This window comes from Candidatus Diapherotrites archaeon (assembly GCA_040755695.1).
GTDB lineage: Archaea > Iainarchaeota > Iainarchaeia > Iainarchaeales > 1-14-0-10-31-34 > JBFMAK01.
This window is the reverse complement of the sequence record JBFMAK010000001.1, coordinates 21,422-45,484: the sequence shown is the minus strand read 5'-3', so window position 1 is coordinate 45,484 and position 24,063 is coordinate 21,422. Positions and strand designations below refer to the sequence as shown.

Here is a 24,063-nt window from a genome sequence, read left to right as displayed (position 1 = left end):
TTAACTGCTTTTTGCCTTTGCTTCCCTTGTAATGAAGCCTGCAATGAGATTGCGGATTTTTCTTGGGAATGGAAGCTTTAAGGAATTGATGAATTCCTTGTTCTTTTCGAAATCTGGAGAGAACTTTCCTTCATGCAGCTCCATGAGCTTGTGAGCCCTTGATTTAACGCCTCTCGGCACAGCCTTGCCCATTCAATCCCCTTCACTCAAGCTTACTTTCTTTACTTCGCCATTAGGATATCTTCGCAGCACAACCAATGGAATCATTTTTTCGTTGAATTCGGCTCCAGCAACATCTATTGGTGAAGAAGCCTTGGGCACTTCAACCAAAGGGGGCGCCCCCAACGATAATTGAAGGGCTCTCGCGCTTATTATTCTTGCCTTCTCAAACCTTGTCAGTGCTTCCATTCAGTTTCACGCAAAAAAAATAGTTTTAACTCAATAGCAATAGTACTGAATTTTACTTGAAAAGAATTAAAAAGCTTAGCCTCTAAAGCTGTTCTTCTTTTTTCTCTTTCTGTTTTTTCAGTCTGGCAATGTCTTTGAAGAGGTATTGTCTTCCATCTTCTGATATTGCTTCAGCAAGTTTTTGTTCGTGCTCTTTAATTCGCTTCTCAATAGATTTTATTCCTTTGAATGCTTTCTTTTTTGAAGACATTTGTGCAATACCTCTCTCATTTCTATTAATTCTCTTTTGGCAACTTCATATAGTTTTTCGGTGTCTTCAACTGAAACTTTGACTGGAGTGCCCTTTTCGTCTCTTTCTGCCCTGTACAAGTCATAAAATTTTTCTATCAATTCTTTAGGCAAGCCTTTTTTGTGAAGAAAAGACTTAAATTCTTTATTTGAGTATTTTTCGTTTTTTAGAATGCATTGGAGCCAGAAGAGATTTTTGAGCCTTAAAACTATTGTGTGAACTATTGCAGTTGAGTCAAGTTTTTTTCTTTCTTGTAATTTATCTAATTTCAGGAATTCTTCTGCAATCTTTAAAGCGCTTTCAGCTTCCTCTAAAAGCCATTTGAAATCACACTTATTGATTTTTATTTCTTTTAATTCTTTTAGTAAAGCCTTATTTATGATAGGTTTTGCTTCCTGTAGAACTAAATAAGTATAAAAAGGGTCTTTTCCTTTCAGTTCTTTTCTTAGAGTGGCTTCTTCTATTACTGTGAAATCAAACCTGCTTTTTTTTTCTAACTTGAATTTTTTGTCAGCGACAACTAATACATCTATGTCTGAGTCTGGCGCCTGCTCGTTTCTGGCAAAGGAGCCGTAAAGAAAGACCCCTTTAATGTTCTCTAAGAAAGGCTGAAGCAATTCAACCACGCTTTCCTTAATATTAACAGGCTCCCCTTCAAGAATTACTCTAACAGTTTGTCCAATCCACTTTTTAGGGGTGTAAACAATGCTGCCGTTGCCGAACGGAACAACTTGTTTTACTACTTCTTCGTAAATGTCATAATTTTTTATCATAGTATATACGTTAGTATATACTAACATTTAAAAATTTATTTTATTTCAGGCAGAGGTAGCTTCTCTTTTTCTGCAAATTCTTTAGCCAAGAGAAGGGGAACGGGAGAGGAAACAACTGTCTTTATGTTTTGGGAATTAAATATTTTCACTCCCTTCTGTACTGTGAGCTCCCTGAATTTTTGGAGTGTCTGGTTTTTGATGCATTCAATTGCCTCAGCCAAATCCAAAGAAAAGAATTTAGAGTTCTTTGAAGCAAGATTTTTTGGAATGCCCTCAAACAAATGCTTTGCCTTTGAATTAAACACCTTAAGGTAATTGAATTCAGCGCTGTACTCTAATTCAGTGAAGGCGCTCAAGGAGGACTTCATTGCCTTTTCTGCCTCTGATTCGTTAATCCTTCTTTCAGTTTGAACAATTGAATTATTCAATTCAAATAATTCTTTTGAGAGAAAGCTTTCTTTGCTCCTGCAGAACCAGTGAAGTTCATGGTCTTGCATTATTACAGCCTGGTTTTTATGAATCAAAGGGGAAATGTCACATAATGAAACCCTGAGAACCTGATTCCTATAGAACGGCCCCAAAGGAATTGAATTCAAAAACCATTCCTGCTTTAATTTCATTCTCTTCTGCTTGCCTTCAAGGCAATTGTGAATTGCAGAAGAATAATAAGGGTTCATGGACTCAAAATAGAAGCCGTCAGACAAGAATTTTACTTCAATTAAAGAACTTGGGCTCAAATTTTTTGCTTCAAGCGATTCTGGCCTGCAGCAATCGCAGTCCATTGAATCAATGCTCGCGTTAAAGAACGGAAAACACAGCAGGGTTGAGAGTACGTGAGAGAAATCAAGCTCACATTTAATGCTTTTGCTCTCATAAAATTTCTTTTTCTCAAATTCATTTCCAAAGAAAAGGTTTTTTCTTTCATTGAAGGCAATTCCATTCTTGAAATAAATTTTTTCTAGGAGGGCATCAGTGATTTCATTCTCATTTTTTGGGAGCTCTGTAACATGAAGACACAAAAGATTTGAGAGGGCAATGGATTCAAGCAGTTTTTTTGCTGCGGTATTGTCTGAAAGCAGAAGACCAGAAACAAATTCCTTCAGTTTTGAGGGCAGAAAATCCAATTCAATTTCAGGGAAGCAAAATTCATTCACTTTTTCTGCATTCGATTCAATCAAAGTGAAGGAATCAAAATAGCTCCAGTCCTTTTCAATCAAAAACTGCCTTTCGGGTTTCGGGAGCAAAGGACGCAGGCTGGTTGAAGCACACAAGAGGGAATGAAATTCTTTTAGTGCAGAAAAAGAAACAGCCTTCACAAGAAAATTTTCACCCTTAATCTTCTGCAACTTCAATTTTTTTGTTCCAAAGGCCCTAAGCAGCTCATTGAGAAGCAAAAACTCTTTTTTAGAATTGACTGGAACATAAAAATAAGGAAAAAACTTGTGCCTTACCAATTCGCTATTCTCGTTATTGGAAAACTTCACTGCAACCTGCCTTAAGCCCTCATTATAGCAGGCGCTCTCCAGAAAGAATTTTTTTTCCATACAAACAAAGAACTTTGAGGACTTTATAAAGCAGAATCCAAGGGCACAACTCCCGTGAAATATATAAAAAATATATACAATTAATATATGTGTTGCACAAGCATTATGCAGAAAAAAACATTAAATTATACATAACTATGTTTTGTTTTTAATGTTATTGCTACATAAAATTTTTTGGGGGAATTTTACTGGCAAAAAATTTAATGATAAATATAGCCAGACATCATGGTAGCGAAGAGCATGATGCACAAAAAATGGCTAAATTGATTGAGGGTTGGTTAGGCAATCCTGTAACAAGAAAAATTTTGAGTTTCTGCACTAACAGGTGCACTTGCGGGAGAAGGATTGAACTTATCCTCAAAGATTATGCAGGAGAAAAACAGGAATTATGCATTAGGTGCAAGACAGCTAGATTTATTGTGGGAAAAATTCTGGACGGTTTTGCGGGCACCACCAAAACAAAAAAGGCTGACATAATTTTGACCCTTAAAGACCCTGTCTGGAGGAAAGGCCTTGCAGCCGTGCTTGAAGGCATAGCCAAATACGGCCCAACAAAACCTTTTACTTCTTATTCCCCTTTTCTGATTGTGTGGAATGTTACAAAAGCCTGCAATCTTGCCTGCAAGCACTGCTATGAGGACGCCCACAAGAGGGCCCCTGATGAGTTCACAACAGAAGAGGCATTGCATGCAGTGGATAAAATGGCAGGCTGGGGTGTTGCATATATTGCCATCTCAGGCGGAGAGCCTCTTGCAAGGTCTGACCTCTTCAAGATTGCGAAAAGAATCAAAGAAAATGAAATGGGATTTTCCATTGCAACTAATGCAACCCTGCTCACGAAAGAGAAGGTAAAGAAATTGAAGGCAGCTAATTGCCTTTACATTCAGGTTTCCTTGGACGGGGCAAAGGCTTCAACTCATAATGCTTTTAGGGGCAGAAAAGCATTTGAAAAGACAATCAAGGGAATAAGGAATGCTGTAGGCTCAGGAATGGCAATTGGAATTGCAATGACCATAACAAAGCATAATCTAAAGGAAGTCCCTGCAGCAATTGACTTGGCAGAAAAATTAGGCGTTGACCTTTTCATGCATTACAATTTTATTCCAACTGGAAGGGGCAAGGGAATAGTAAATCTTGATATAGGCCCAAAGGAAAGGGAAAAACTGCTGGAATATCTTGCTTCCCAGATAGGGAAAAGAGGCAAGCTTTCAATACTTTCCACTGCACCACAGTACGCAAAGGTTTGCAGTGCATTCGGCGCAGCATCTTCCTTAACCCATTTTGATGTGTTCAGCCAGTCCTATGATTCTGCTGCAACAAAATTTTTGGCCGACTTCATCGGAGGCTGCGGCACAGCAAGGCTTTACTGCGCCATAGAACCAAACGGAAACATTGAGCCCTGCGTTTTTATCCCAATAGTCTGCGGGAACATAAGGAAAGATGACTTAATTGATGTATGGCAGAACAATAAAACAATGAAGGAACTGAGAGACAGAAAGAATTTCAAGGGCAATTGCCAGAAATGCGTGCACAGGAACATTTGTGGTGGCTGCAGGGCGAGAGCTTACGGCTACTACAAGGATGTAAGGCGCTCAGACCCCGGATGCATTTTAAATGAAAAGGAATGGCAGAAATTGAAAGAAAAAGGTTCTTAGTAAATATATTTATTTTATATATTAAATATATATTTTTTGTATTGCTTTTGCGTTAAGTTTATTAAGGTGGAACGCATTATTTTAGTGAGGTTTTTTTTGTGAGCCAAGTAAAAGCCGTGCTGATTAATTTCTCCAAGCAGGATTTGGCAAAAATAGACAAGATGGTAAAGGAAGGCTTTTATGCCTCGCGCACTGAGTTTGTGAGGTCTGCAGTCAGGAATCATATTCAGGAGCATTCAGGCCTTGGGAAAGAGAAAGGCCCGGGTCTTCAGAGAATTTCTTCAAATGACTTGGACAAAGCATTGATTGATTACATTAATGAAGACCCCCACGAGAGGCTCAGGAAATTAGGGCTGAGGTAAAGTCTTTTATATCATTTGGTATCAAATTGTATCATGGCAAATAAACTTGTTCACTTAAGGGTCTCTGATAAATTGTACAAGGATTCAACAGAGATTGTAAGGGAAAACGGCTTCAATTCAATTCAAGAGTTTATCAGGGAGGCCGTAAGAAAAAAGGTTGAAGAATTTCAAACAGTGATGGCTGTAAGAAGGCTTGAAAAACTTAAGGGCAGCGTTAAAGGGATTAAAAGAATGACAAAAGAAGAAAGAAACAAGTTATTCGAGGAATATGCAAAAAAGAATCCTTCAGAGATTTTCAGGAAATACGGTCTCAACAAGGTGCCTGACGCCTAAAAAATCCTCAAGGTTTCTTGTAACTATCTTTTTACAATTAGCTTTATTTGCAATGATTGCATGAAGAGCATCGCTGAAATTTTCATGCTTCCTTGCATTAATTAAGTCTTGTTCAGTTTTTCTAACTTTAATGATTTTTCTTTTGCATAAAAGTTCTTTTACAAGCAAATCAAATTTTATTTCGGGAAATTTTTGCCTAAAAATTTCTTCAATTACCCAGTCACTGATCACTATTTCAAATTCGCACTCCAAGGTTCTCTTGAATACCTGGAAAGCAAATTCACTTAACGGCCTGAAACCGTTCTTTCTTTCCTCAAAATAATCTAAGTAAATATTGGTATCAACGTAAATTCTTTCAGCCATTAAAAATTTGATTTTAATTTGATTATTAAATGCTTGCTGAAGTAGAATTCCCTTGAATTTTACAGAAATTCTTTTGCTTCGTCTTCTTTTTTTTGGTTGCCTTCTTCGAATTCTACTGCTGCTTTCTCTAAGGGCTTCTCGTGCTTGCTCTCAAGAGATTTTCTTTCTCGCACTTTAAAGAATAAGGGGAAGCCTGTTGCTTCTCCTAGCATTAATGCTTCTCCCACTCTTAGAACTGTAATCATTTCTAGTGCCCTCTGGTCTAAGCCCTCAGAGCTTTCGCCAATATGTTTTAGGTCGTAAGGGTTTGTAATGCGCAATATGATATGAGTGTTGCATTGTGAAAGCACTGTGGTGCTCAATTGAATTGGCCTCTGTGATATAAGGCAGAGTGAGGCCCCAAATTTTCTTCCTTCCCTTGCAATTGTCTCAAGGATGTATCGTGCTATGGCTGACTCTCTTCCGGCCTTTTCTGGGATGAATTGGTGGGCCTCCTCCAAAACCAAAAGGAATGGGGGAATAATTTTTTTTCTTCTAAGGTCAAAGAGCTTGTGAGCAAGATAATTCACTATAATTTGTTTTTTCTTTAAGTTTATTATGTCGCTCAAGTCTATTACTGTAAGCAGGCCTGAGCCTACAACATCTTCAATGCTTGGGGCATCAACCTCTGAGAAGATATGGAGTTCTTCTAATTCCATTATCCATCCTATAAGTGCTTTCTGGGTGTTCTCTTTTATGCTTTCGTCTTGGAGGAGTTCGGATTTTATTGCGTTCAGGTTGTATGGGCCCAGTCCTTCCCTCATTTCCTTTTGCAGTTTTGTTATTACCTTGCCTAAATCCCTTTTCTGTGGGGCACTTAATCCAGGGAGAATTGATGCAAGCATTCCAGCTGAAATTTTTGGAACGCCAATTTTTATTTCTCTTGCTCTCACCAATCTGGTTTTATTGCTGTAGTCCTTGTGTTTTTTGTCTGTTATGGGTTCAGCGAAGGAAGTGTATTCTCCGTGCACGTCCAATACAATTGTTGCAATTCTTCCCTCGTCTTTTTTTCTTTCAAGGAGTTCTTCCAGTAAAATTCCAATAAGGTACGACTTTCCGAAACCGGATTGAGCAAGAACAGCGCAATGCTTTTGCAGGAGTTTTGTCATATTCAATTGCACTGGGTTTTCATGGTATTCTATTTCTCCCAAGTGAAGGCCGTTTTTTTCGTCAAAGGAAAAAAACTTCTTCAGGTTTTCTTTTGTTGCAATTTTTACTTTTGTGCCCGGGCTCGGGGGATAAGTGCTTCTTTTTGTCAGCTTTTCTGTGAATACGCCTAAAGGCTTTGTTTCTGCTACAAGGAATTCCCATTCTGTTGTGGGGAACTGTTCTATTAATGCTTTTCCGTCTGACTCGAATTCTTTCACTGAGTCAGCCCTTTCGAAATACCTGTTTGTTTTTACTACATTTGACACAAGAGCAATGAGTGTGCCTTCGCTGTACTGCATTTCAACGAACTGGCCCCTGTGCACTATTCCTTCGTTCACCACGAATCTTACAAGTGAAGGGCTCGGCGAGTCAAGGGTTGATATAACAGTGCCTATTTCTTTTTCTGTCATTAAATTTTTCACTTCAAGCGAATTAATAATTTGTTTTATAATTTTGAGTCAAATGTTGATATGATTTTTCTTTTTCCTCTTTTTTTTGGTCCTAAATGTTGTAAAGTGAATTCTCCTATTTTTCTCGGAATTTTTGCTCTTCTTGCCCTTCTCATTTTTTTCACTTCCTTTTTTTGTTTTTTGCATTAATTTTTTGCTTGAATTTTTTTATAAATTCTTCTGTGCCTTCAAGGGGTGTGCCCCTCCACTTGCAGTTCTCGCATTCATAGAACTTGAAGTCTGCGAGCACTACATCTGCTATGAGCCTTGTGAGGCGAACTTTTCTTGAACCGCAGTTGGGGCAGAACTTGAAGAAGTCTTCCTTCTTTTTATTCATTTTTCTGTCTCCAGCAGTGCATTCAATTCATTCAGGGAATTGATTGTTGCGTCTGCTTCTTTTACTTGGGGGTATTTCTTGTTTCTGTCCACCAATATAGTTTTCATGCCTAAGTTTTTTGCTGGGATAATGTCTTTTTTTAGTGAGTCTCCAATCATTATTGTGTCTTTTGGCTTTGAGTCAAGCTTGCTTAATGCGAGCTTGAATATTTTCGGGTTCGGTTTAAGAAGGCCAACCTCAAAAGAGAAAACCTTTCCCTTGAAGTATTTGTCCAAGCTGAATTTTTGCAGTAATTTTTTTGGCCCAAAGCAGGTTGTGTTTGAGATAAGCCCTATTTTTGACTTGAAATCCAGTTCCTGAATTGTTTTTACTGCGTCGTCGTAAGGTTTGCTTAGGTTGTCGTTTCTTCTGATTAGAAGGATTAGGTCGTTGACTGTAATGTCTGCTGGAATAATTGAGAAGTAGTCGCATACTGCCTTCATCATTTCTTTTTCTGTCTCAAATTTTTTAGTCATAATTGATTTTTCGAGGCCGTCAGTGAATTCCTGATGGGTCAATTCGTTTAATCCAAGCCTTTGCTGTATTCTCTCAAACAAATGCGTTGCCTCTTCACCCAAAGCAACTGTTCCCCATAAATCAAAAACCAGTGTTTTTCCTTCTATTTTGTTGTTGTTCATTTTATCCCTCGTACCTTTTCATTCTTAATTCTACAATAAAATCTATGAAAGGAATTGCTTTATTAATAAACCATAAAGAAATTATTGTTGGAACAAAAATCAAAGGATACTCTTCACTAATTAGATGGATGTCAGATGGATAATTTGTCATATAACTAGTTGAAAAAATTACAAGCCCAACAATTATTGCACAATATAAAAGAAATATATAGCAATGCATTGATCTGGTGTGGCTTTTATAAAAAAAATCTATTTTTTTGTAGGTTTCCTCTGAAATAATTTTTTTTAATTTAAGAAAAAATGCTATTAGAAACAACAAAAAAATCGCTACAATAAAATATTCCAAATAATTTGAAGGAAAAACAAATTCTTTTATTGAATTAAAAATTCCTTTGAATAAAAAAAATAATTTTGAATCGATTGCAATATACAAGAAAATTATTCCTATTGCAAGCAATAGTGTTTTTTTGGTTAATGTTTTTTTATCCATAAAAAAACCATTATTCTTCTAATTTTATTCTTTTCAGCCCTATTTTATCATAAACTGCATCAGAGCTTATTATGGTATCTCCTTGGCTAATTACTGCATGAAGTGAATCGAACGGCGTTAAATTATATTTTTTGGCTAAATATGATGCAGTAAGGCAGTCTTCTTTAGTTAAATTAAGGGGCTTTATTTCTACAAGATTGATTAATTTTTCAATCAATGAAACGGCTTCAAGTTTTTCTCTGTGAAAGTAAAGCATTAGTTCTTGCAATGATAAAACGGAAGTCCAAATCTGTTTTCTGTATTTCTCATAGATTTCTTCAGCCTTTCTTTTAAGCCTGTCTTCTTTTTTTATTAGTGCAAGAAAAAAGTCTGTTTCTGCGTACATTCAGCCCACTTCTTTCATTGCCTCTTCAAGAATTTCTTTTCTGACTTGCTTTAATGACTTTGAAATTTTTGGCAGTTTCTGGAATTCTTTCAAAGGGTCTTTTGATTTCTCTAATTTGTGCAACACTATATCACCATCTGGTAGCACTAATGCAATAAATTCTTTTGATTTCATTTTTTTTCTTAATATTTTTGGAAAATATATTTTTCCCAGTTTGTCAAGGTTTACATAAACCATTTGTTTCACCCAAAAAATATCATATTAGCAAAAATTTATAAATTTTGCCAAAAATATTGTTTTTTTACCAATTTCCCCCTTTTTCAGAACGGCCTGATTTCTCTTCTGAGTGCCAGATAGGCGTTCTCTCTACCTAATTTGTCTGCGATTTTGTTAAAAAGTATTTCTATTTCATTGCTTTTAAGCCTTGCCCTGAGGTCTGCTTCTATTAGAACTGAGGGGAAAGCGTATTCCTTGTGCAGTGAAGAAAGCGTCAAGGAAACAGAGGCAATTTCGTTGCAGTATTCCGTGATGTTCCTTCCGTTATGCAGGAATTCAATTCTTAAAGGCCTGTCGTATTCTGTTGGCTTGAGGTAGAATACCTTCACTCTCTCAGCCCATTTCTTTGTGAAGTCGTTCAGTATAGGGTGCTCTTTTGCTGAAGTGGAGTAATTGAAGCAGAAGCTCCTCTCATTTTTTTCCAGGATGTATCCTAAAAGGCTTGAGTCAAAGTAGTTTTCAAGTGCACTGCCTTCAACTATTTTTTCTTTTTCGAGTATTTCCTTCTGCATTATGCTCCTGAACCTTGAGCCCCTTGAGTCTTCCACTGTTGCAATTAGCGAGCAGGAATTTTTTTCTGCTGTCTGGTATAATTGCTCGTACAATTCAGTTAACTGTTTGTAGGAAGAGCATAATTTTGAGTCAGCCCTTGGCTTGTCTGCGTGCTGGGGTATAATGCTTCCGTCCAGAAAACAAAATTTGGGCTTAAAGTCTGAAATTATTTTTTTTGCGCACTCAATCTCTTCTTTCAGCCTGAGCAAGGATTTATTGCACTGGAATTCGTCGTTCTCCAATACATTTGAGGAGATGAATGGAATAGGAAATTGTGAGGGTGCAGGATGATACTGGGCTTTCTTGAGCTTGTTTTTCTCGAAGTCAAATATTGCTCCTACTGTTTTCACTAAAATTATGTCAATTGAATGCATTCTTTTTCCTGCAAATCCTGAATCAACGCCGGCAACCCTTTCGTTCAATTCCTTTTTCTTTGTTTTAAAGCAGAATTCTTCTTCCAATAGCTCATTTGAATCAAATTTTTTGAGTGAAGCATTCTTCAATTCAGCTAATTTCTTTGCTGTAAGCCTTTTTCTGCCTTCAGCCTCTTTTATTGCAGCAACAGCCTCTGAAATCAATGAATTCACGTTCATATAATGAAAGAAGAATTGAACGATTTTTAAATAATTGCTGGGGTTGAGTGCCTGTGAATTCTTCCTTAAATTGAACCAAACCATCAATGCAAAGCTATTAAAAACTTGGAAGCCATAATTAAGTATGGTTCTTGATTATCCAGAGAATTATAATTCAAAGGCCTTAATTAAAATGTGGGGCGACTTCATTGACTGGAAGAAACGAAGAGAAGGCGAGAGAGGATTCCTTTTCAATAAATTAAAAGAATTTAAATGCAAAAAAGTCTTTGATTCTTCTCTGGGCGAGGGAGCAGATTCTATTTATTTGATAAAAAATGGCTTTGAAGTTGTATCTAATGACATAGATAAGTTGTTTATAGAAAAAGCACAAAAAAATGCAGTACTGGAAGGCGTAACATTAAACATTACTGAGTTAGACTGGCGCGAACTTGAAGAGCACTTTAAGCAAGAGAGCTTTGATGCTGTCTTATGTCTTGGGAATTCATTAACTTATTTATTCAAAAAGGCGGATCAACTCAAAACACTCAAAAATTTCTTTTTTATTTTGAGAAAAAAAGGGGTCCTGATTATCGACGAGAGAAACTACCAATATGTGCTGGACAAAAGAAAAGAGATACTGAAAGAAGGAAAATTTAATTATTCCAAAAAATACGTTTACTGCGGCAACGAAGTCCACGGAGAGCCAATCGAAATTTCCGAGAATAAGGTTAGAATGCAATATACGGACGAAAGAACAGGAAAAAAAGCTTATCTTATTGTATACCCCTTCAAAAGAAATGAGCTTTTGAATTTGCTCAAGGAAGCAGGATTCAATAAAATTGAAAAATTTTCTGATTACAAAAAAGGAGACAACCCGAACGCAGATTTCCGCCAGTACGTTTGCATCAAATGATCAAAACCCAGCAATTGGTTTATTTTCTTTTTCTTTCTTTTTTGTATTATGAAGAAGAGAATTAATGGCAGAATAGACAGGAGATACGGCTCATGGCTTAAGAGAACTCTCCTGGAAGAACAAAGAAAATTAACTGCAAATAAAATTAGAGGGCATAGAAAGAAGTTCCTTGCTTTTAGTACTTACCCGAAAAACAGGGATTTTCAATCAATTATAAACGAGGAATCTTTTGATATTAAAAAGGCAGTCGGCTCAATGCTTAAAAGAAAGGGGCGCCTTTTCGTTCTTGATTCAGGAGCGGGATATTTGGGGGTCTCTTCTGACTTGAAGAAGTATTTTGGCTCAAAAGTTTTCGTGACTGCCCTGAATCCGATAAGCCCTGTCCTCCTCCAGCCAAAAAAGAGAGCCATGAATTTGATCAAGAACTCTGGCGAAATTCCTTTCAGAAGAAAAAAAGAATTGATTGAAGCACAATACAACGAGCTAAAAGAAGTTGAAAGGCGTTCAAAAGAAATAAATGAATACAAGGTTGGCGTTATTGAAAATTTTTCAAGCAAAAAGTATTATGACATAATAGTCGATTTTATGGGGCCGTTGAGATATTCTGATTTTACTAAAAGAGTTCTTTACAAGTATTTTACATTATTGAAACCTGAAGGGGCTGTTTTCACGAAAGTTTTTGCAGAAGATGTTTTAAAGATAAAAAAAATCATTAGCGATTATTATGGGAGAGGCGGCAATATTCCAAAAAAGGCCAGGTGCTATTTTAGGATAAGAAGAATTCCCGGCACAGGAATACATGAAATCAAAAAAATTCCATTAAAAACAGGATAACCAGTCTGATTTATTTTCTTTTTCCCTCTCTTTTTTTGTGTGAACAGGAATTTTTTCTGGGTTATAGTAATAGGCAATTTGATTGGATTTATTTATGGGGTTTTTTTCTATTATTGGCAGCAGTTAATGAACACAAATCTTTTTCTCTGGGTTTTTGTCCCTGATTGTCCTCTTGCAGCACTCTTATTTGCAGTAACATTAATTGGAATTAAGTTCAAAAAGAATTTTCAGTGGTTTTATTTCTTTTCGTTTGCTTTTGCATTAAAGTATGCTTTCTGGACTGTATTCGTTTTATTGAAGTATAATTGGTTTTATTTTACTCCTGAAGCCTCTTTTCTTTACTCAGTGCTTTTTGTTTCTCATATCCTTCTTTTCGCAGAGCAATTCATTCTCTTAAATAAAATTGAAGCAAAAAAAATTTTTTTGATTATTACCTTAATTCTGTTTTTGGTATTTGATTTCTCTGATTATGTGTTAAGCACCAATCCTCCAATGCCTTATTTGGCTCTTTCCTTTATGTTCCCAGCAACAATTGCAATGACTTTGTTTTTTTCCTTTTTCTCTTTTTGGATTCTAAGGAAGAGGCCTAAGCCTTTAATTCAAGTGTTCTGAATTTCTAAAACTTTTTTCTGAAATCGATCACAAAATCTTACAAATTTTTCTATGTAAGCGTTCATAATCATTATTTGATTAAACGTTTATGTTCAATCATTATACATTTATCCATAATAACTTTAATTCCACTACCTTCTGCTAATCTTGCGGCTTCCATGTTTTTGATTTCAAGCTGCATCCATATCACTTTAGGTTTTAGTTCAAGAGCTTCTTTTACAATTTGAAAACATTCTGCACTTGGCCTGAAAATATCTATGATGTCAATAGGTTCTTTAATTTCAGATATGGTTTTGTAAACTCTTTCGCCCAAAATTTCATCCGCAAATGGATTTACGGGAACAATTTTATAACCGTGTTCTTTCAGATATTTTGGAACCTTGTGTGCATCCTTTTCTGGATCCCTAGAACAACCAACAACAGCTATTGCCTTGGATTCCTTCAAAATTTCTATGATTTGTTTGTCATTAATCATATTCTTAACCTCATTTTTTGCTTGTGACTAAAATAATATCCTCCTCTGATCTTTGAATAATTGTATTTCTAAATCCAACATTCTCCAACATCTTACTAATTTCTTCTTTTACAAACTTATAACATTTACTCCTTCTCTTTCTAATAATATGTTCGACCATTATAATTCTTTTATTAGGTTTCAAAATACGTTTTGCTTCTTTTGGTACAATTTCAGGTTTGTTCATATGATGCAATGCATAAACTAAAGTTATAGCATCAAATTCACTATTCTTGAAGATTTTCATGTTATGAGCATTTCCCTTAATACAATCAATTAAATTACATGCCTCAAATTTTTTGCAATGGTTATGTGCTTTGATGAATCCTTTTGCTGAAATGTCAAGACCTATAATTTTTTTGTTTAATTTATTAGCCAAACAGCTAACCAAGCCATTCTCGCAACCAATATCTAAGAGATTGCCTACACCATTTAATTTTCTTGAGATAACCCCGCACAATTTTGTGTCATTCATTTCAATGCCTTCAGAATTACTTCCTTATTGAAACCAACAACAATCGTTCTATTTATGTCGATAACAGGAACCCCCATCTGGCCTGATTTTTCTATCATTTCATTAGCAGCCTTTTGATTGAATTCTACATTTACCTCTTCAAATTTTACACCTATTTGTTTTAGAAATTCTTTAGCCGTGTGGCAATACGGACAGGAAGATGTTGTATAAATTTTAATTTTTGGTTTACTCATTTTACTAAGCATTTCAGCAATTTTCTTTTTTCTTATAGTCTCTAGTTCATCATTCATTTTATCGTCTTCTCTAACTCTTTTATTATTTCATCCTTAAATATTGAACCACTTTTTCTCCAAATTTTTTTGCTGTCTTTCAGAAGAATTAAAGTTGGCACAGAAAGAATTTCGTATTGCTTTGTTAATTTTTCATTTTCCTCAACGTCAATTTTAATAAATTTCACTCTATTTTTATATTTTGGAATTATTTCGGATTCTAGTATTTCATCTAAAATAATGCAGGTTGAACACCATTTCCCTGTAAAATCCAAAACCTTTACTTCCATCTTAAAGCCTCTTCAATTATTTTAACGCCAAAATATTGATTGTTTTCAAATTTACTTGCAACATAAATAACAATAGGTCTTTCTACTTTTTTAAGGGTTTTCCTAAATAAATTCTTTATTTTCTCGTCTTCTTTTACAGCATTCCATAACTTAACTGGGTCTTTTTCTTTTCTATTCTTAATAAGGATAGCAATCTCTGGTAGTATAAATTCTAAAATTTCATTTATTTTTTCCTTCAAATACTCTCTATCATATTTGCTTTGAATATACCCGCTCACGAGTTCATCAATTAAATTTTGAATGCCTTGCATTCTCTCACTTAGCATTATCAATAATTTCTTTAATGTCTTTTTCTACCTCTTCAGTTTCTTTCCTGCTTATTTCCGGAAAGAATTGAGAGATTATTATTGGATTCATTCCAATTATTTTTACTTTTCCGTCTTCTTCCAAAACATTAATTTTACAAGGCATGCAAAGAGAAGTTAGCTTGTTCTTGTTTAAGAATTGATTGGCATATTTTCCAGAGCAAATCTCAATGATCTTTAATGGTTTCTGCTCAAAACCCTTTACTGCTAATATTTCTTTGTAATCATATACTTGGAATATTGTCCATCCTTTAGTTTCCACGGATTTTCTTATTGAAATAACTGCTTCATCAAAGCCTTTTTTGGTTTCAACAATGAATGCAAAATCTTCTATTTTCATGTTAATGCCTTACCTCGGTTGAGTCAAAGATACAATTAACCAAACTATAAGTACCAACACTAACACCATGAAGATTGGCCCGAAAAACATCATGCCGCCCATGTGACCAAAACCCCAGCCAAAGCCTAAACCAATGCTAAAAAGAAACAATACGGCTAATAAAATTACGATTATTAATGTAGTATTATCATTTTTCTTCATTTCATCTTCTCCTGCTTTTGAATAAGTCTTTCCATAATTTTATGATTCCAAGATAAGTGAGAATTATCAGGCCAATAATTAAAATTACATACAGTATATTCCAAACACTAAGTTCAAACCCATAATTCCAATAATTTCCTGTCATTCCCTGCATCATGCCTGAAGACATGGGCGCTTGCCCTGACATCATTCCACCTCCCATAATGCCCATCATTCCAGTAGAACCCATCATCCCCATCATACCCTCAGAACCCATCATTCCTGTGGATTCATTACAATACATTGCTTTAGCCATGTTAACATGGAACTGTTTTTCCTCTTGAGAACCTTCCTTTAAGCCCATCATTTTATGCATTAATTCATGAGCTTCGCCTGGATGCATTTGCTCCATGAAATACTCCCCAATTAACTCCAGCTGAGAATCAGATAAAACCTTACAATCAACCTTTGAATCAACCAAGCTTTTTGCTTGGCTTATTTCCTCTTGGGTGACTGCATTAACTAAACCAGCGCTTAACAACAAAGTCATGGTAATAATCAATAATATTTTTCTCATTCTTCTTTCCTCATAATTTTTTGATGACCTTTCCGTTTTTCTTTAATCTCTCTATTAAAACTTCTTTTATTATATCAAATGCTTTGATGATTTTTGGATTTGAGAGCTTGTAGAAAATGTTTTTTCCTTTTCTGTCTGATGCAACAATTCCTTTGGACTTCATTATGGATAAATGCTGGGAGACATTTGCTTGGCTCAACCTTGTTTTTTTTAAGAGCTCTGTTACTGACATTTCTTTGTCTCTTAGAAAATTCAAGATCTCCAATCTAGTGGGATTTGAGAATACCTTGCATATTTCAGCATGAATCTTGTAAAATTCTTTCATAATAAATTATTAGAATATGCTAATATTTAAATAGCTTTTGATTGAATCTGCAACCCGTGTTTTTTGGCAGTGGAATTCGACAGGTTTGATTTCCTGCGCCATAAAGTTAATAAATATGTTCTATCTTTTCTTTTACTGAAAGAATAAATTTTCTGAATATTTTTGAATATTTTTGATAAAACTTTTTTTGAAAAAGTTTTCAAAGCAAGCTTTGAAAATTTTCAAGCAAAGCTTGAAAAGTTTTTTAGAGGTGGTTTCAAGTGAAGGCAGTGTTTGAAGTAAAAGAGGTGGTACAAGATTGGAGTCCCCCCTTCCAGAAAAAAGTAAATGTGAAAAACGTTGAAGTTAATTTAGGGGAAGGCTTTGAGTTGAACGAAAAAGGTATTCCAATTTTTAAGCTTATAAAATTGGATGGAAACAAGGCTTTGGTGGAACATGACAGAAGCTATTCAACCAAAGGCCATGAGCACGTAGAATCAAGGCAGGTGTGGGTAGATAAAGAAGAAGCAAAAAGCTTTTGCGCTTTATGGAGCAGCAACGGAATAACTAAAAGCCTGCTTTTGATTGAATTGATTGAGTGAATTTTATGACTGAATTCAAGCAGGCGATTGTTGTTAGAACGGATTTGAAGATGGGAAAAGGAAAAATCGCCTCACAATGCTCACATGCGGCAATAGATTCCTTTATTAAAACGCAGAAGAAGTTTCCTGAGTGGGCTGAAGAGTGGAAGGAACAGGGAATGCAGAAGGTCGTGCTTAAAGTTTCAAGCGAGAGGGAATTAACTGAATTGTTTGAGAAGGCAAAAAAAGAATTGCCTGCTTCTTTAATTAGGGATGCGGGCAGAACCCAGGTAAAAGAAGGCAGCATCACCTGCATTGGAATTGGACCTGCACCAGAAGAAAAAATAGACAAGTACACAGGAAAATTGAAGCTGCTTTAAAATTCTTTTTTTGCATTAATCTTTTGTTGTTTACTATGAGTTTCCTGAACAGGGCTTTAAAAGTAATTGAGTCTTCGGATTTAGTGTTAGAGGTATTGGATGCCAGGTTTCCTGAAGAGACAAGGAATGAATGGATTGAAGAGAAAGTAAAAGAACAAAAAAAAGAATTAATGCTTGTACTCAATAAAAGCGATTTGGTGAGCAAGAATTTCGCTGAAAAAAAGAAAAAAGAACTTGGAAAAGATTTTCAGGCAGTATTTGTTTCCTCGAAAAAGAAACTGGGAATAAAAAATCTGAGGGGCCTTATATTAAGGAAGGCGAAAGCAAAAGAAAAATTGATTGCGGGGGTAATTGGTTACCCTAATACTGGAAAGAGTTCATTGATTAATGCCTTGAGCGGAAGGAAGGCTGCACGCACTTCAATTTCTGCTGGCTTCACCAAAGGAGAGCAGTTCATTTCCCTGAGTTCAAAGGTAAAATTGATTGACAGTCCGGGTGTAATTCCTTTCAATGAAAAGGGTGAAGTGAAACTGGCATTAATTTCAGCTAAGAGCCCTTGGCAGCTGAAGGACGCAGAAAGCGCGGCAGAGAAATTGATTGATTACTTGAAGCAGGCCATGCCAGAGAAATTGGAGGAATTATTTGGAATAAAATTGGATAATAAAAGTGCAGGGCAATTAATTGAAGAGATCGCCTTGAAGAAGAAAAGGCTTTTAAAAAAAGGCTTGCCTGACACTGAGGCAACAGCAAAGGAAATTCTATTGCAGTGGCAGAAAGGGAAAATCTGCTATTAAAAAGCCTTTCTTTAAATATTTTAATGGAGTTTTATTTAATGGTGTAATGCAATCATGAGGCTAGCAAAATTAAAGTTTAATTATATGGTGTTGTTCATTGCGGTTATTGCGCTTATCTTTGTTTCCCTGCACTTTTACTTTAATTTCCTGGCCGCCAGCTTGAAGGTTTATGAAGATCCTATGGGAACAGGCATAATAATAGAAAATGCAAGCAGCCACACAGTAAGGAATATTGAAGTCTACCTAAAAGAAAACGGGCAGGAAAGACTGATAAAAGAAATTTCTGAGCTCGGGCCAAAAAAGATTTCAGAATTAACCTTGCCTGAAAACCTTGCAGACCAAATTGAATTGATCGTGAGAGCAGAATTCACCCCAGAAATAGTGGAGCAGATAGACACAAGAGAGTTAATGAAGAAGTCTGTGACAGCAAAAGTTTTCGGCCCTGATACTGCAACTGCAGGTAAATCTTTTGACTTGGAATTAGAGTTATGCAATTCAAGCAGGGAACAAAAAGGTGTTTCTGTTGAAGAAGAGCATAATACCAAATTCTTTGAGAGGGCATTCATCCAAAAAAGTTATTCAATGAAGCCCTATTCGTGCTACCAGCTGTTCTTTGAATTCACCCCTAAAATGAAGGGCGAAACACAAATAAGTTTTAATATTAAAGCGCAAAACATTATAAGGAAATTAGAACATAAGATTATGGTGTCTTGAATGGCAGCAGAGCAAACACAGGAACAAAGCATTATAGGAATAATTGAAAGGATGGTCAAAGAAGGCCAGCCTGAATCAAAAATTCTTGCATCCTTGAAGGCATTGGGGGTAAGGGAAGACCAGGCAAAAAAACTTCTTTTATTAGGAGAATCAGACACTTTCACCCTGCTCAAGAACGAAATAAGGAAAATTGTCCATGAAGACATGACAAAAGAAGAAGAATTATTAAAGCAGATAGTGCGTCAAGTTATAGTGGAAGAAGAAAAGAAGCTGGAACAGAAAATGGACTCAGAGATGCAGCAATTAAAGGAAGCAATACAAGTAAAACTGAAGGAAGAACAGTCAACTGAAGCAAAGTCAAGCAAGTTAAGAGAAATAATGAGAATACTTGAGTCTCCTGAAACAACGCACGGAATTAAATACGACCTGGTTTCGGACGAAAAGAAAAAGAAAGAGTACGAAAAAAAATTCAGGGAAGTGAAGTTATAGGATGCCTGAAGAAAGGAGGGCAGAGGTAAAAGACCTAAGCGTAATCCAGATAATAGAAAAAATGGTCAGCGAAGGCCAGCCAGAAAAAAAAATAATTGCATCCCTGAAGACGCTTGGAATAAACGAAGACCAGGCAAAAAAACTCCTTCTCTTAGGAGAAGCAAACACCTTCAATCTGCTTAGAACAGAAATAAAGAAGCTAGTGAGCGAGGAATTGGACGCAAAAAAAGACTCTCTGAATAATTTTATTGCAGCTCAGGCGCAGCTTGAAGCAAAGAAAACCCAAGGGCAGATACTGGCTGAACTGAACAACCAGATTTCTGTATTCAAGGAAAGTGCTTCAAAAGAATTGGACATATTCAAGGACATGCAGTTGAGCAGGCAGAATGACTTCCAGTCAAGGGCAGAAAAAACCCTTACTGGGGTTTCCTCTCTAATCCAGAAAATCGAGTCAAACACAAATGAGCTGAGGGAGAAGCTTGGAATGTTTGAATTGGATATCACTGAAGCAAAAGTAAAAGGCTTTGCTGTGCAGAACAGGAACACAAAGAAATGGCTTTACACCTTCGGCGTAATATTCTCTGCGCTCTCCTTGTACTTGATTTTCACTTTCCTGAGGGGCGACCCAAGCATTGAAACAGTGTTCATGACCTTAACATCAGGCCTTATTGCCGCAGCACTCTTATACGTTGCGTCGATTGTATGAATTAAATAGGGCTATATTTTTACTGTGGCTTTGTCGTATTCTTTTAAGCATTTTATTGCGTTCTCCAAGAGCATCCTGTTCCTAATGCTTTTCTCTTTGCTGTGGAGGAATTCCATTTTTGCAATCAACTCTTCCAGTATTACCTGCATTTCGTTCACTTTGAAATAATTTCAATTCCACTGATCTTCAATCAGTGGATTGAAATATGTCAAGCCTTGCTTGACATTATAAAAAAATTATTTGAGGACTGCCTGACGTCCTGTTATTACATTCAATTCAAGGGATTTTGTGAAAGCCTTCTTTTTTGAGATAATGAAGTGCTTTGGGGTTTTATTGAATGCCTGGGGCTTCAAGAAAAGCCAGCCCTTGTTTGGAATCTTCCACGCAACATAGGTTTCAGTTCCTGCCCTCTCGCCCCATGAAATCAGTTCCTTCATTTGCTCAGAGGGAATTGACAGGTGGGTTGAACTCCAGGCCTTGCACTCGAAGGCAAGCCTCTTTTCCTTATTTAATGCAATGATGTCAGGGCAGGGCAAGGCTGTTGCAGCGCTCCCTGCTGCCCGCACAACAGAAAAGCCTTTCTCGAATAAGATGTGGATTAATTCCCTTTCTGCATTCGCTCCTTTCGCGTAATAGGTCATAATGCTCACTAAGAATTCTCTTTAACATAATGATTAATATACTTTTGTTTTAATAAATTATATTGAATTAGAGTTATTTTTTCAAAAAAGTTTTTGCTTTTTTGAATCAATATTTTTCTTTTAAGGAATTATTTTTGGAAAATAATGTTTTATTGGATGTTCATGTAAAGCCCGCTTCAAGCGGTTTTGAACTCAAGGGATTCAATGAATGGAATTCCTTTATCGAGGTAAAATGCAGGAGCCCTGCATTGAAGGGAAAAGCAAACCTCGAGCTAGAAAAAGAATTAAGCAAAATCTTTGGAGCTGAAGTCAATATAGTAAAAGGCTTCAGTTCAAGGAAAAAGAAAGTTCTTATAAAAAACAAGTCCTTGGAAGAGATAAAAGGAATAATAAGACAAAAAACAAAGCAGAATTAATTTAAAAAATTCCGAATAACTCTGATTCTAAAAAAAATAAAGGAAAAAAATATTAATTAAAGGTGGTATTTAATGGCAAAAACATACTTGAGCACAGTGAAATACAATATAGTGTGCTCTTTTGAAATAAACGGCTTGGTTGACAAGCATGACGTAATTGGAGCAATCTTCGGGCAAAGCGAAGGCCTGCTCGGGGAGGAAATGGACTTAAGGGAGCTCCAGAAGAACGGAAAGATAGGGAGAATTGAAATAATTCCCGAACAGGCAGAAGGAAAAACAAAGGGAAAGCTCATAGTTCCTTCAAGCCTTGACATGGTGCAGACCTCTCTTCTTGCAGCAGCAATTGAATCAATAGACAAGGTTGGACCTTATGAATCAAAATTCGCTACAGAACAGATTGAGGACACAAGAACCAATAAAAGAAAGGAGATAAAGGACAGGGCAAAAGAATTGCTGCAGAAATTTCTTCATGAACAAATGCCTGCAACACAGGAATTAGAGGAAGAGGTCAGAGAGAATGTGAGAACAGAAGAACTACAGTTTTACGGCCCAGAAAAACTGCCTTGCGGCCCGGACATCGAGAAAGAAGAATCCATTATAATAGTTGAAGGAAGGGCAGATGTGCTGAACCTGCTTAGAAACAATATAAAGAATGTTATTGGAATTAACGGTTCAAAGATTCCTGAAACAATAATTGACTTGTGCAGGCGCAAGACTGTTACCTTGTTCGCTGACGGCGACAGGGGCGGAGAATTAATTCAAAGGCAGCTAATGCAACTGACAAAAATCGACTTCCTTGCACGTGCCCCGGACGGAAAAGAGGTTGAAGAGCTAACAAGAAAAGAATTGGTAATGGCCTTAAAGAAAAAGATTCCTTCCTCTCTTGCTTTCAGGCAACCGGAAGGAATGGAAAGGGAAAGGCCTTTCAGGAGAAGCTTCAGGAGGCCTCCATTAAGAGAAAAAGGCTTTGGCAGGCCTAGAGGCAGGTTCTCTCCTGGCAGACGAAGTTTTGGTCCAGGCAGAGGCAGAAGGCCTGTTGGAAGATTCGGGCAGCCTTTCAGGCCCTTTGAAGAGCCAATAGAAAAAGAGCTTCCTGTAAGCGAAGAAGACAGGGCATTATTTGAGCCTAAAATAAAGGAATTGAAAGGATCACTTGAAGCAGTTTTACTGGACCAATCAAACAATGAAATAACAAGAGTTAAAGTAAGGGACCTTTTAACTTCACTGAAAGAATACAATAACGTGAATTCAATTGTCTTTGACGGCATTGTCACAAAAAGGCTCGCAGAGGAAGCCAGAACTTTAGGAATAAAGAACTTGGTTGGCATCAGGAAAGGCAGAATAGGCACAGTAGAAGGAGTCAAAGTAATAATAATCAGGGAATAAATTAGGTTTTATTGTAAATTTTGACTTCATCTATTACCCCATCAAAAGGTCTTCCCAAACCAACAAAATCTCCAAAGTAGAGAGGGGCAGTGTCTGAATTAACGCTTGTTCCACTAAAATTTCTTGTGCCTTTCTCTACTCCATTAACATAAAATCTTTGTACTGCTCCATCCCATGTAGCAGTCAAATGACTCCACTGATTAAGGGGTGTTTCAGTACAAGGAATATTACTATTTGCGCTAACACCAGTTTCATTAAAAACCCAGAACTGCAAGACACATGAACTGCTATTTTCATAAACTATCACATAATCTGATCCTTTTCTTAGAGGCTCTGCCCAGCTTGGATTTATAGACGGATAAGAATGAGGGTAAACCCACAAGTCAATTTTTAACTGAGGCATTCCACGTAAGGAAGGATTATCATTAACTTGAACGTACTGGTTGCTTCCGTTAAATTCTATTGCTTTGCCTTGGTAGCCTGAAACATAAATTGGATTATTATAAGCTGTTCCGTTATTTCCGTACTGGGATGAATCTCTTGTATATCCTTCAAACTGCCAGTATCCTACCAAGGTTGGATCGCCTAAAGCTTCAATTCTTCCAATCTGCTCCCAGTAGGTTAGCTCGCCTTGCTCTATTTGCTCTTGCCCTCCTCCACTGAGATTTGTTACAACCATTATTGCTATTGCTGCTATGAGCACTGCCCCTCCTATGAGCAGAAGATATTCCAAAGCGCCCTGTCCTCTAAAACTAAACTTTGTTTTCATGTTAAACAATAATAAAAAAAGAGATTAATTAACTTTTGCTTTTACCTGCTTTTTTTCCTGATTTTTTCTCTGAGCTGCCTCACAGACTCTTCAATTGGAATTACCAATGAGCCGGACTTGTATACCATTACGCCTGCAAGGAATACTGCAAGCCAGAAGAACAAGTACACAATAGGTGCTGTCAAAGCAACAAAGTACTGCTTCATGCTTAACTGCGTTTCCCCGCCTCTCACCACAATTCCTGTAGTCTTGTATAATGCGTCCTTGCAGTCAACGTACTTCATGAAGCTCAATTGACCAGTCCCTGCCGCATCTGAAATACAGCTGGGAAAGTCTGCAACCATCTGCCAGGTCTCAAACATTGTCGAAATTGATTGAAGCACCAAAAGCAGCGCAGCAAAGAAAATGAATGCACCAATCAGTTTGGGCAAGTGCAGGTTTCTTGTGCCTAACCTAAAGAAAATTATTCTCCTCATTTTTTTCAGCCTTTTTTTGGCAATCCAATTTTATTACACATTAATTATATTTAAATGTTTGCTGCAAAAATTAATTTTGAGAGCAATTTTGTTTTCTTGGGCTCGTCGTCTAGCGGTCAGGACGCCACGTTTACACCGTGGAGGTCAGCGGTTCGATTCCGCTCGGGCCCAATTAAATTTTTTTGGGTTGAATGATCATGCGTTGCCTTAGGTGCGGAGCAGAAATGGGGTTCCAGTACAATGAGACTTCGGGGGAAATTTTAGCTGAGGTGTGGGCGTGCCCTAAGTGCGGCTTCACCACAAGAGAGCCTTTAAAGGAGAGATGGATGTTCCCAGAAGAAGAGAAAAAAGAGTGAAATCAAATTGAAATTAATTAAATTAAAAT

The 24,063-nt window shown here is 36.7% G+C and carries 41 protein-coding genes and 1 tRNA gene; 16 read left to right on the top strand and 26 right to left on the bottom strand.

Annotation, left to right across the window (positions count from 1 at the left end; all coding sequences use genetic code 11):
- The 5 genes from AB1467_00350 to AB1467_00330 all read right to left on the bottom strand — a co-directional run bounded on the left by AB1467_00350 (position 1) and on the right by AB1467_00330 (position 3,014).
- A complete protein-coding gene (locus AB1467_00350; GenBank protein ID MEW6294732.1) occupies positions 1 to 192 on the bottom strand; it encodes a 30S ribosomal protein S17e in 192 nt (63 codons plus the stop codon).
- Positions 193 to 408, bottom strand: coding sequence for a DNA-directed RNA polymerase subunit K (locus tag AB1467_00345; protein MEW6294731.1), 216 nt, complete (start codon positions 406 to 408; stop codon positions 193 to 195).
- Between the two features lie 82 nt (positions 409 to 490).
- Positions 491 to 658 carry a hypothetical protein gene (locus AB1467_00340; protein ID MEW6294730.1) on the bottom strand — a complete coding sequence of 56 codons (168 nt, stop codon included), beginning with the start codon at positions 656 to 658 and terminating at the stop codon, positions 491 to 493.
- Complete coding sequence (locus AB1467_00335) at positions 625 to 1,470, bottom strand: DUF2080 family transposase-associated protein (protein ID MEW6294729.1); 846 nt, start codon at positions 1,468 to 1,470, stop codon at positions 625 to 627. Before AB1467_00335 ends, AB1467_00340 begins: the two co-directional genes overlap by 34 nt.
- A gap of 35 nt (positions 1,471 to 1,505) precedes the next feature.
- Positions 1,506 to 3,014, bottom strand: a complete 1,509-nt coding sequence (locus tag AB1467_00330; protein MEW6294728.1) for a hypothetical protein — start codon at positions 3,012 to 3,014, stop codon at positions 1,506 to 1,508.
- A gap of 254 nt (positions 3,015 to 3,268) precedes the next feature.
- Between AB1467_00330 and AB1467_00325 the strand changes: the two genes are divergently transcribed.
- The 3 genes from AB1467_00325 to AB1467_00315 all read left to right on the top strand — a co-directional run bounded on the left by AB1467_00325 (position 3,269) and on the right by AB1467_00315 (position 5,364).
- Positions 3,269 to 4,669, top strand: a complete 1,401-nt coding sequence (locus AB1467_00325; GenBank protein MEW6294727.1) for a radical SAM protein — start codon at positions 3,269 to 3,271, stop codon at positions 4,667 to 4,669.
- 98 nt (positions 4,670 to 4,767) lie between these two features.
- Positions 4,768 to 5,031 carry a hypothetical protein gene (locus AB1467_00320; GenBank protein ID MEW6294726.1) on the top strand — a complete coding sequence of 88 codons (264 nt, stop codon included), beginning with the start codon at positions 4,768 to 4,770 and terminating at the stop codon, positions 5,029 to 5,031.
- A 33-nt stretch (positions 5,032 to 5,064) separates the two neighbouring features.
- Complete coding sequence (locus tag AB1467_00315; protein ID MEW6294725.1) at positions 5,065 to 5,364, top strand: type VI secretion system contractile sheath small subunit; 300 nt, start codon at positions 5,065 to 5,067, stop codon at positions 5,362 to 5,364.
- On the opposite strand, the gene AB1467_00310 is transcribed toward AB1467_00315, so the two are convergent.
- The 8 genes from AB1467_00310 to AB1467_00275 all read right to left on the bottom strand — a co-directional run bounded on the left by AB1467_00310 (position 5,317) and on the right by AB1467_00275 (position 10,674).
- Positions 5,317 to 5,727: a hypothetical protein gene (locus tag AB1467_00310; protein MEW6294724.1), complete on the bottom strand. Its 411-nt coding sequence runs from the start codon at positions 5,725 to 5,727 to the stop codon at positions 5,317 to 5,319. The genes AB1467_00315 and AB1467_00310 overlap by 48 nt on opposite strands.
- A gap of 59 nt (positions 5,728 to 5,786) precedes the next feature.
- Positions 5,787 to 7,325, bottom strand: a complete 1,539-nt coding sequence (locus AB1467_00305) for an ATP-binding protein (GenBank protein ID MEW6294723.1) — start codon at positions 7,323 to 7,325, stop codon at positions 5,787 to 5,789.
- A gap of 160 nt (positions 7,326 to 7,485) precedes the next feature.
- The gene (locus tag AB1467_00300) at positions 7,486 to 7,701 is read right to left on the bottom strand and encodes a hypothetical protein (protein ID MEW6294722.1); all 216 of its coding nucleotides are present in this window, start codon (positions 7,699 to 7,701) and stop codon (positions 7,486 to 7,488) included.
- Positions 7,698 to 8,378 carry an HAD family hydrolase gene (locus AB1467_00295; GenBank protein ID MEW6294721.1) on the bottom strand — a complete coding sequence of 227 codons (681 nt, stop codon included), beginning with the start codon at positions 8,376 to 8,378 and terminating at the stop codon, positions 7,698 to 7,700. The genes AB1467_00300 and AB1467_00295 overlap by 4 nt, the downstream gene beginning before the upstream one ends.
- Before the next feature lies 1 nt (position 8,379).
- On the bottom strand, positions 8,380 to 8,868 hold the full coding sequence (locus AB1467_00290) for a hypothetical protein (GenBank protein MEW6294720.1): 489 nt from the start codon (positions 8,866 to 8,868) through the stop codon (positions 8,380 to 8,382).
- Between the two features lie 10 nt (positions 8,869 to 8,878).
- Positions 8,879 to 9,253, bottom strand: coding sequence for a PIN domain-containing protein (locus tag AB1467_00285; GenBank protein MEW6294719.1), 375 nt, complete (start codon positions 9,251 to 9,253; stop codon positions 8,879 to 8,881).
- On the bottom strand, positions 9,254 to 9,490 hold the full coding sequence (locus AB1467_00280; protein ID MEW6294718.1) for a hypothetical protein: 237 nt from the start codon (positions 9,488 to 9,490) through the stop codon (positions 9,254 to 9,256).
- 83 nt (positions 9,491 to 9,573) lie between these two features.
- Entirely contained in the window at positions 9,574 to 10,674 is a 1,101-nt protein-coding gene (locus tag AB1467_00275; GenBank protein MEW6294717.1) for a DNA double-strand break repair nuclease NurA, read from the bottom strand.
- 124 nt (positions 10,675 to 10,798) lie between these two features.
- Between AB1467_00275 and AB1467_00270 the strand changes: the two genes are divergently transcribed.
- From AB1467_00270 to AB1467_00260, 3 genes are read left to right on the top strand one after another with little or no spacing between them, the layout of a single operon-like run.
- A complete protein-coding gene (locus AB1467_00270) occupies positions 10,799 to 11,566 on the top strand; it encodes a class I SAM-dependent methyltransferase (GenBank protein MEW6294716.1) in 768 nt (255 codons plus the stop codon).
- 48 nt (positions 11,567 to 11,614) lie between these two features.
- Positions 11,615 to 12,400, top strand: coding sequence for a hypothetical protein (locus AB1467_00265; GenBank protein MEW6294715.1), 786 nt, complete (start codon positions 11,615 to 11,617; stop codon positions 12,398 to 12,400).
- A gap of 39 nt (positions 12,401 to 12,439) precedes the next feature.
- Positions 12,440 to 13,012: a DUF1405 domain-containing protein gene (locus AB1467_00260; GenBank protein ID MEW6294714.1), complete on the top strand. Its 573-nt coding sequence runs from the start codon at positions 12,440 to 12,442 to the stop codon at positions 13,010 to 13,012.
- Between the two features lie 70 nt (positions 13,013 to 13,082).
- Here the strand turns inward: AB1467_00260 and AB1467_00255 are convergent, their stop codons facing one another.
- Genes AB1467_00255 through AB1467_00215 form a run of 9 tightly spaced genes read right to left on the bottom strand, consistent with a single transcriptional unit; the run spans position 13,083 to position 16,347 of the window.
- Positions 13,083 to 13,487: a CoA-binding protein gene (locus AB1467_00255; GenBank protein ID MEW6294713.1), complete on the bottom strand. Its 405-nt coding sequence runs from the start codon at positions 13,485 to 13,487 to the stop codon at positions 13,083 to 13,085.
- Between the two features lie 10 nt (positions 13,488 to 13,497).
- Positions 13,498 to 14,001, bottom strand: a complete 504-nt coding sequence (locus tag AB1467_00250; protein MEW6294712.1) for a class I SAM-dependent methyltransferase — start codon at positions 13,999 to 14,001, stop codon at positions 13,498 to 13,500.
- Positions 13,998 to 14,291 carry a glutaredoxin domain-containing protein gene (locus tag AB1467_00245; protein ID MEW6294711.1) on the bottom strand — a complete coding sequence of 98 codons (294 nt, stop codon included), beginning with the start codon at positions 14,289 to 14,291 and terminating at the stop codon, positions 13,998 to 14,000. Before AB1467_00245 ends, AB1467_00250 begins: the two co-directional genes overlap by 4 nt.
- The gene (locus AB1467_00240) at positions 14,288 to 14,560 is read right to left on the bottom strand and encodes a thioredoxin family protein (protein ID MEW6294710.1); all 273 of its coding nucleotides are present in this window, start codon (positions 14,558 to 14,560) and stop codon (positions 14,288 to 14,290) included. Before AB1467_00240 ends, AB1467_00245 begins: the two co-directional genes overlap by 4 nt.
- On the bottom strand, positions 14,551 to 14,871 hold the full coding sequence (locus AB1467_00235; protein ID MEW6294709.1) for a hypothetical protein: 321 nt from the start codon (positions 14,869 to 14,871) through the stop codon (positions 14,551 to 14,553). The genes AB1467_00240 and AB1467_00235 overlap by 10 nt, the downstream gene beginning before the upstream one ends.
- A 4-nt stretch (positions 14,872 to 14,875) precedes the next feature.
- Positions 14,876 to 15,265 (bottom strand): DUF302 domain-containing protein, encoded by a 390-nt coding sequence (locus AB1467_00230; GenBank protein ID MEW6294708.1) that lies wholly within the window; start codon positions 15,263 to 15,265, stop codon positions 14,876 to 14,878.
- A gap of 9 nt (positions 15,266 to 15,274) precedes the next feature.
- Positions 15,275 to 15,466 carry a hypothetical protein gene (locus AB1467_00225; GenBank protein MEW6294707.1) on the bottom strand — a complete coding sequence of 64 codons (192 nt, stop codon included), beginning with the start codon at positions 15,464 to 15,466 and terminating at the stop codon, positions 15,275 to 15,277.
- A 1-nt stretch (position 15,467) separates the two neighbouring features.
- Positions 15,468 to 16,022, bottom strand: a complete 555-nt coding sequence (locus AB1467_00220) for a hypothetical protein (GenBank protein MEW6294706.1) — start codon at positions 16,020 to 16,022, stop codon at positions 15,468 to 15,470.
- Positions 16,023 to 16,032: 10 nt separating this feature from the next.
- On the bottom strand, positions 16,033 to 16,347 hold the full coding sequence (locus tag AB1467_00215; GenBank protein ID MEW6294705.1) for a metalloregulator ArsR/SmtB family transcription factor: 315 nt from the start codon (positions 16,345 to 16,347) through the stop codon (positions 16,033 to 16,035).
- Between the two features lie 260 nt (positions 16,348 to 16,607).
- On the opposite strand from AB1467_00215, the gene AB1467_00210 reads away from it, so the two are divergent.
- Genes AB1467_00210 through AB1467_00185 form a run of 6 tightly spaced genes read left to right on the top strand, consistent with a single transcriptional unit; the run spans position 16,608 to position 19,990 of the window.
- Positions 16,608 to 16,928, top strand: coding sequence for a hypothetical protein (locus AB1467_00210; GenBank protein ID MEW6294704.1), 321 nt, complete (start codon positions 16,608 to 16,610; stop codon positions 16,926 to 16,928).
- Positions 16,929 to 16,933: 5 nt separating this feature from the next.
- Entirely contained in the window at positions 16,934 to 17,287 is a 354-nt protein-coding gene (gene pth2 / locus AB1467_00205; GenBank protein ID MEW6294703.1) for a peptidyl-tRNA hydrolase Pth2, read from the top strand.
- Positions 17,288 to 17,322: 35 nt separating this feature from the next.
- Complete coding sequence (locus AB1467_00200; GenBank protein ID MEW6294702.1) at positions 17,323 to 18,081, top strand: GTPase; 759 nt, start codon at positions 17,323 to 17,325, stop codon at positions 18,079 to 18,081.
- 54 nt (positions 18,082 to 18,135) lie between these two features.
- Entirely contained in the window at positions 18,136 to 18,795 is a 660-nt protein-coding gene (locus AB1467_00195; protein ID MEW6294701.1) for a hypothetical protein, read from the top strand.
- The gene (locus tag AB1467_00190; GenBank protein ID MEW6294700.1) at positions 18,796 to 19,284 is read left to right on the top strand and encodes a hypothetical protein; all 489 of its coding nucleotides are present in this window, start codon (positions 18,796 to 18,798) and stop codon (positions 19,282 to 19,284) included.
- A gap of 1 nt (position 19,285) precedes the next feature.
- Positions 19,286 to 19,990 carry a hypothetical protein gene (locus AB1467_00185; GenBank protein ID MEW6294699.1) on the top strand — a complete coding sequence of 235 codons (705 nt, stop codon included), beginning with the start codon at positions 19,286 to 19,288 and terminating at the stop codon, positions 19,988 to 19,990.
- 11 nt (positions 19,991 to 20,001) lie between these two features.
- Here the strand turns inward: AB1467_00185 and AB1467_00180 are convergent, their stop codons facing one another.
- The gene (locus AB1467_00180; protein MEW6294698.1) at positions 20,002 to 20,148 is read right to left on the bottom strand and encodes a hypothetical protein; all 147 of its coding nucleotides are present in this window, start codon (positions 20,146 to 20,148) and stop codon (positions 20,002 to 20,004) included.
- Between the two features lie 78 nt (positions 20,149 to 20,226).
- A complete protein-coding gene (gene hjc / locus AB1467_00175) occupies positions 20,227 to 20,631 on the bottom strand; it encodes a Holliday junction resolvase Hjc (GenBank protein MEW6294697.1) in 405 nt (134 codons plus the stop codon).
- Between the two features lie 134 nt (positions 20,632 to 20,765).
- Here hjc and AB1467_00170 point away from each other — a divergent pair, with 134 nt between their 5' ends.
- Both AB1467_00170 and dnaG read left to right on the top strand, forming a co-directional pair.
- Positions 20,766 to 21,047 carry a DUF167 family protein gene (locus AB1467_00170; GenBank protein MEW6294696.1) on the top strand — a complete coding sequence of 94 codons (282 nt, stop codon included), beginning with the start codon at positions 20,766 to 20,768 and terminating at the stop codon, positions 21,045 to 21,047.
- Between the two features lie 72 nt (positions 21,048 to 21,119).
- Entirely contained in the window at positions 21,120 to 22,433 is a 1,314-nt protein-coding gene (gene dnaG / locus AB1467_00165) for a DNA primase DnaG (protein MEW6294695.1), read from the top strand.
- 1 nt (position 22,434) lies between these two features.
- Here dnaG and AB1467_00160 read toward each other — a convergent pair whose 3' ends face one another.
- The gene (locus tag AB1467_00160; GenBank protein ID MEW6294694.1) at positions 22,435 to 23,202 is read right to left on the bottom strand and encodes a LamG-like jellyroll fold domain-containing protein; all 768 of its coding nucleotides are present in this window, start codon (positions 23,200 to 23,202) and stop codon (positions 22,435 to 22,437) included.
- A 41-nt stretch (positions 23,203 to 23,243) separates the two neighbouring features.
- Complete coding sequence (locus tag AB1467_00155) at positions 23,244 to 23,678, bottom strand: hypothetical protein (GenBank protein MEW6294693.1); 435 nt, start codon at positions 23,676 to 23,678, stop codon at positions 23,244 to 23,246.
- Between the two features lie 98 nt (positions 23,679 to 23,776).
- Here AB1467_00155 and AB1467_00150 point away from each other — a divergent pair.
- Together AB1467_00150 and AB1467_00145 are read left to right on the top strand one after the other, a co-directional pair.
- A tRNA-Val gene (locus AB1467_00150) sits at positions 23,777 to 23,849 on the top strand.
- Between the two features lie 20 nt (positions 23,850 to 23,869).
- On the top strand, positions 23,870 to 24,034 hold the full coding sequence (locus tag AB1467_00145; protein MEW6294692.1) for a hypothetical protein: 165 nt from the start codon (positions 23,870 to 23,872) through the stop codon (positions 24,032 to 24,034).
- Positions 24,035 to 24,063 lie beyond the last annotated feature (29 nt).

What these genes read in the sequence shown, in the direction of transcription:
- AB1467_00350 (MEW6294732.1), bottom strand. Translation starts at nt 192, where the DNA reads ATGGGCAAGGCTGTGCCGAGAGGCGTTAAATCAAGGGCTCACAAGCTC.
- AB1467_00345 (MEW6294731.1), bottom strand. Translation starts at nt 408, where the DNA reads ATGGAAGCACTGACAAGGTTTGAGAAGGCAAGAATAATAAGCGCGAGA.
- AB1467_00340 (MEW6294730.1), bottom strand. Translation starts at nt 658, where the DNA reads ATGTCTTCAAAAAAGAAAGCATTCAAAGGAATAAAATCTATTGAGAAG.
- AB1467_00335 (MEW6294729.1), bottom strand. Translation starts at nt 1,470, where the DNA reads ATGATAAAAAATTATGACATTTACGAAGAAGTAGTAAAACAAGTTGTT.
- AB1467_00330 (MEW6294728.1), bottom strand. Translation starts at nt 3,014, where the DNA reads ATGGAAAAAAAATTCTTTCTGGAGAGCGCCTGCTATAATGAGGGCTTA.
- AB1467_00325 (MEW6294727.1), top strand. Translation starts at nt 3,269, where the DNA reads ATGGCTAAATTGATTGAGGGTTGGTTAGGCAATCCTGTAACAAGAAAA.
- AB1467_00315 (MEW6294725.1), top strand. Translation starts at nt 5,065, where the DNA reads ATGGCAAATAAACTTGTTCACTTAAGGGTCTCTGATAAATTGTACAAG.
- AB1467_00310 (MEW6294724.1), bottom strand. Translation starts at nt 5,727, where the DNA reads ATGGCTGAAAGAATTTACGTTGATACCAATATTTACTTAGATTATTTT.
- AB1467_00305 (MEW6294723.1), bottom strand. Translation starts at nt 7,325, where the DNA reads ATGACAGAAAAAGAAATAGGCACTGTTATATCAACCCTTGACTCGCCG.
- AB1467_00300 (MEW6294722.1), bottom strand. Translation starts at nt 7,701, where the DNA reads ATGAATAAAAAGAAGGAAGACTTCTTCAAGTTCTGCCCCAACTGCGGT.
- AB1467_00295 (MEW6294721.1), bottom strand. Translation starts at nt 8,378, where the DNA reads ATGAACAACAACAAAATAGAAGGAAAAACACTGGTTTTTGATTTATGG.
- AB1467_00290 (MEW6294720.1), bottom strand. Translation starts at nt 8,868, where the DNA reads ATGGATAAAAAAACATTAACCAAAAAAACACTATTGCTTGCAATAGGA.
- AB1467_00285 (MEW6294719.1), bottom strand. Translation starts at nt 9,253, where the DNA reads ATGTACGCAGAAACAGACTTTTTTCTTGCACTAATAAAAAAAGAAGAC.
- AB1467_00280 (MEW6294718.1), bottom strand. Translation starts at nt 9,490, where the DNA reads ATGGTTTATGTAAACCTTGACAAACTGGGAAAAATATATTTTCCAAAA.
- AB1467_00275 (MEW6294717.1), bottom strand. Translation starts at nt 10,674, where the DNA reads ATGAACGTGAATTCATTGATTTCAGAGGCTGTTGCTGCAATAAAAGAG.
- AB1467_00270 (MEW6294716.1), top strand. Translation starts at nt 10,799, where the DNA reads ATGGTTCTTGATTATCCAGAGAATTATAATTCAAAGGCCTTAATTAAA.
- AB1467_00265 (MEW6294715.1), top strand. Translation starts at nt 11,615, where the DNA reads ATGAAGAAGAGAATTAATGGCAGAATAGACAGGAGATACGGCTCATGG.
- AB1467_00255 (MEW6294713.1), bottom strand. Translation starts at nt 13,487, where the DNA reads ATGATTAATGACAAACAAATCATAGAAATTTTGAAGGAATCCAAGGCA.
- AB1467_00250 (MEW6294712.1), bottom strand. Translation starts at nt 14,001, where the DNA reads ATGAATGACACAAAATTGTGCGGGGTTATCTCAAGAAAATTAAATGGT.
- AB1467_00245 (MEW6294711.1), bottom strand. Translation starts at nt 14,291, where the DNA reads ATGAATGATGAACTAGAGACTATAAGAAAAAAGAAAATTGCTGAAATG.
- AB1467_00240 (MEW6294710.1), bottom strand. Translation starts at nt 14,560, where the DNA reads ATGGAAGTAAAGGTTTTGGATTTTACAGGGAAATGGTGTTCAACCTGC.
- AB1467_00235 (MEW6294709.1), bottom strand. Translation starts at nt 14,871, where the DNA reads ATGCAAGGCATTCAAAATTTAATTGATGAACTCGTGAGCGGGTATATT.
- AB1467_00230 (MEW6294708.1), bottom strand. Translation starts at nt 15,265, where the DNA reads ATGAAAATAGAAGATTTTGCATTCATTGTTGAAACCAAAAAAGGCTTT.
- AB1467_00225 (MEW6294707.1), bottom strand. Translation starts at nt 15,466, where the DNA reads ATGAAGAAAAATGATAATACTACATTAATAATCGTAATTTTATTAGCC.
- AB1467_00220 (MEW6294706.1), bottom strand. Translation starts at nt 16,022, where the DNA reads ATGAGAAAAATATTATTGATTATTACCATGACTTTGTTGTTAAGCGCT.
- AB1467_00215 (MEW6294705.1), bottom strand. Translation starts at nt 16,347, where the DNA reads ATGAAAGAATTTTACAAGATTCATGCTGAAATATGCAAGGTATTCTCA.
- pth2 (MEW6294703.1), top strand. Translation starts at nt 16,934, where the DNA reads ATGACTGAATTCAAGCAGGCGATTGTTGTTAGAACGGATTTGAAGATG.
- AB1467_00200 (MEW6294702.1), top strand. Translation starts at nt 17,323, where the DNA reads ATGAGTTTCCTGAACAGGGCTTTAAAAGTAATTGAGTCTTCGGATTTA.
- AB1467_00195 (MEW6294701.1), top strand. Translation starts at nt 18,136, where the DNA reads ATGAGGCTAGCAAAATTAAAGTTTAATTATATGGTGTTGTTCATTGCG.
- AB1467_00190 (MEW6294700.1), top strand. Translation starts at nt 18,796, where the DNA reads ATGGCAGCAGAGCAAACACAGGAACAAAGCATTATAGGAATAATTGAA.
- AB1467_00185 (MEW6294699.1), top strand. Translation starts at nt 19,286, where the DNA reads ATGCCTGAAGAAAGGAGGGCAGAGGTAAAAGACCTAAGCGTAATCCAG.
- hjc (MEW6294697.1), bottom strand. Translation starts at nt 20,631, where the DNA reads ATGACCTATTACGCGAAAGGAGCGAATGCAGAAAGGGAATTAATCCAC.
- dnaG (MEW6294695.1), top strand. Translation starts at nt 21,120, where the DNA reads ATGGCAAAAACATACTTGAGCACAGTGAAATACAATATAGTGTGCTCT.
- AB1467_00160 (MEW6294694.1), bottom strand. Translation starts at nt 23,202, where the DNA reads ATGAAAACAAAGTTTAGTTTTAGAGGACAGGGCGCTTTGGAATATCTT.
- AB1467_00155 (MEW6294693.1), bottom strand. Translation starts at nt 23,678, where the DNA reads ATGAGGAGAATAATTTTCTTTAGGTTAGGCACAAGAAACCTGCACTTG.
- AB1467_00145 (MEW6294692.1), top strand. Translation starts at nt 23,870, where the DNA reads ATGATCATGCGTTGCCTTAGGTGCGGAGCAGAAATGGGGTTCCAGTAC.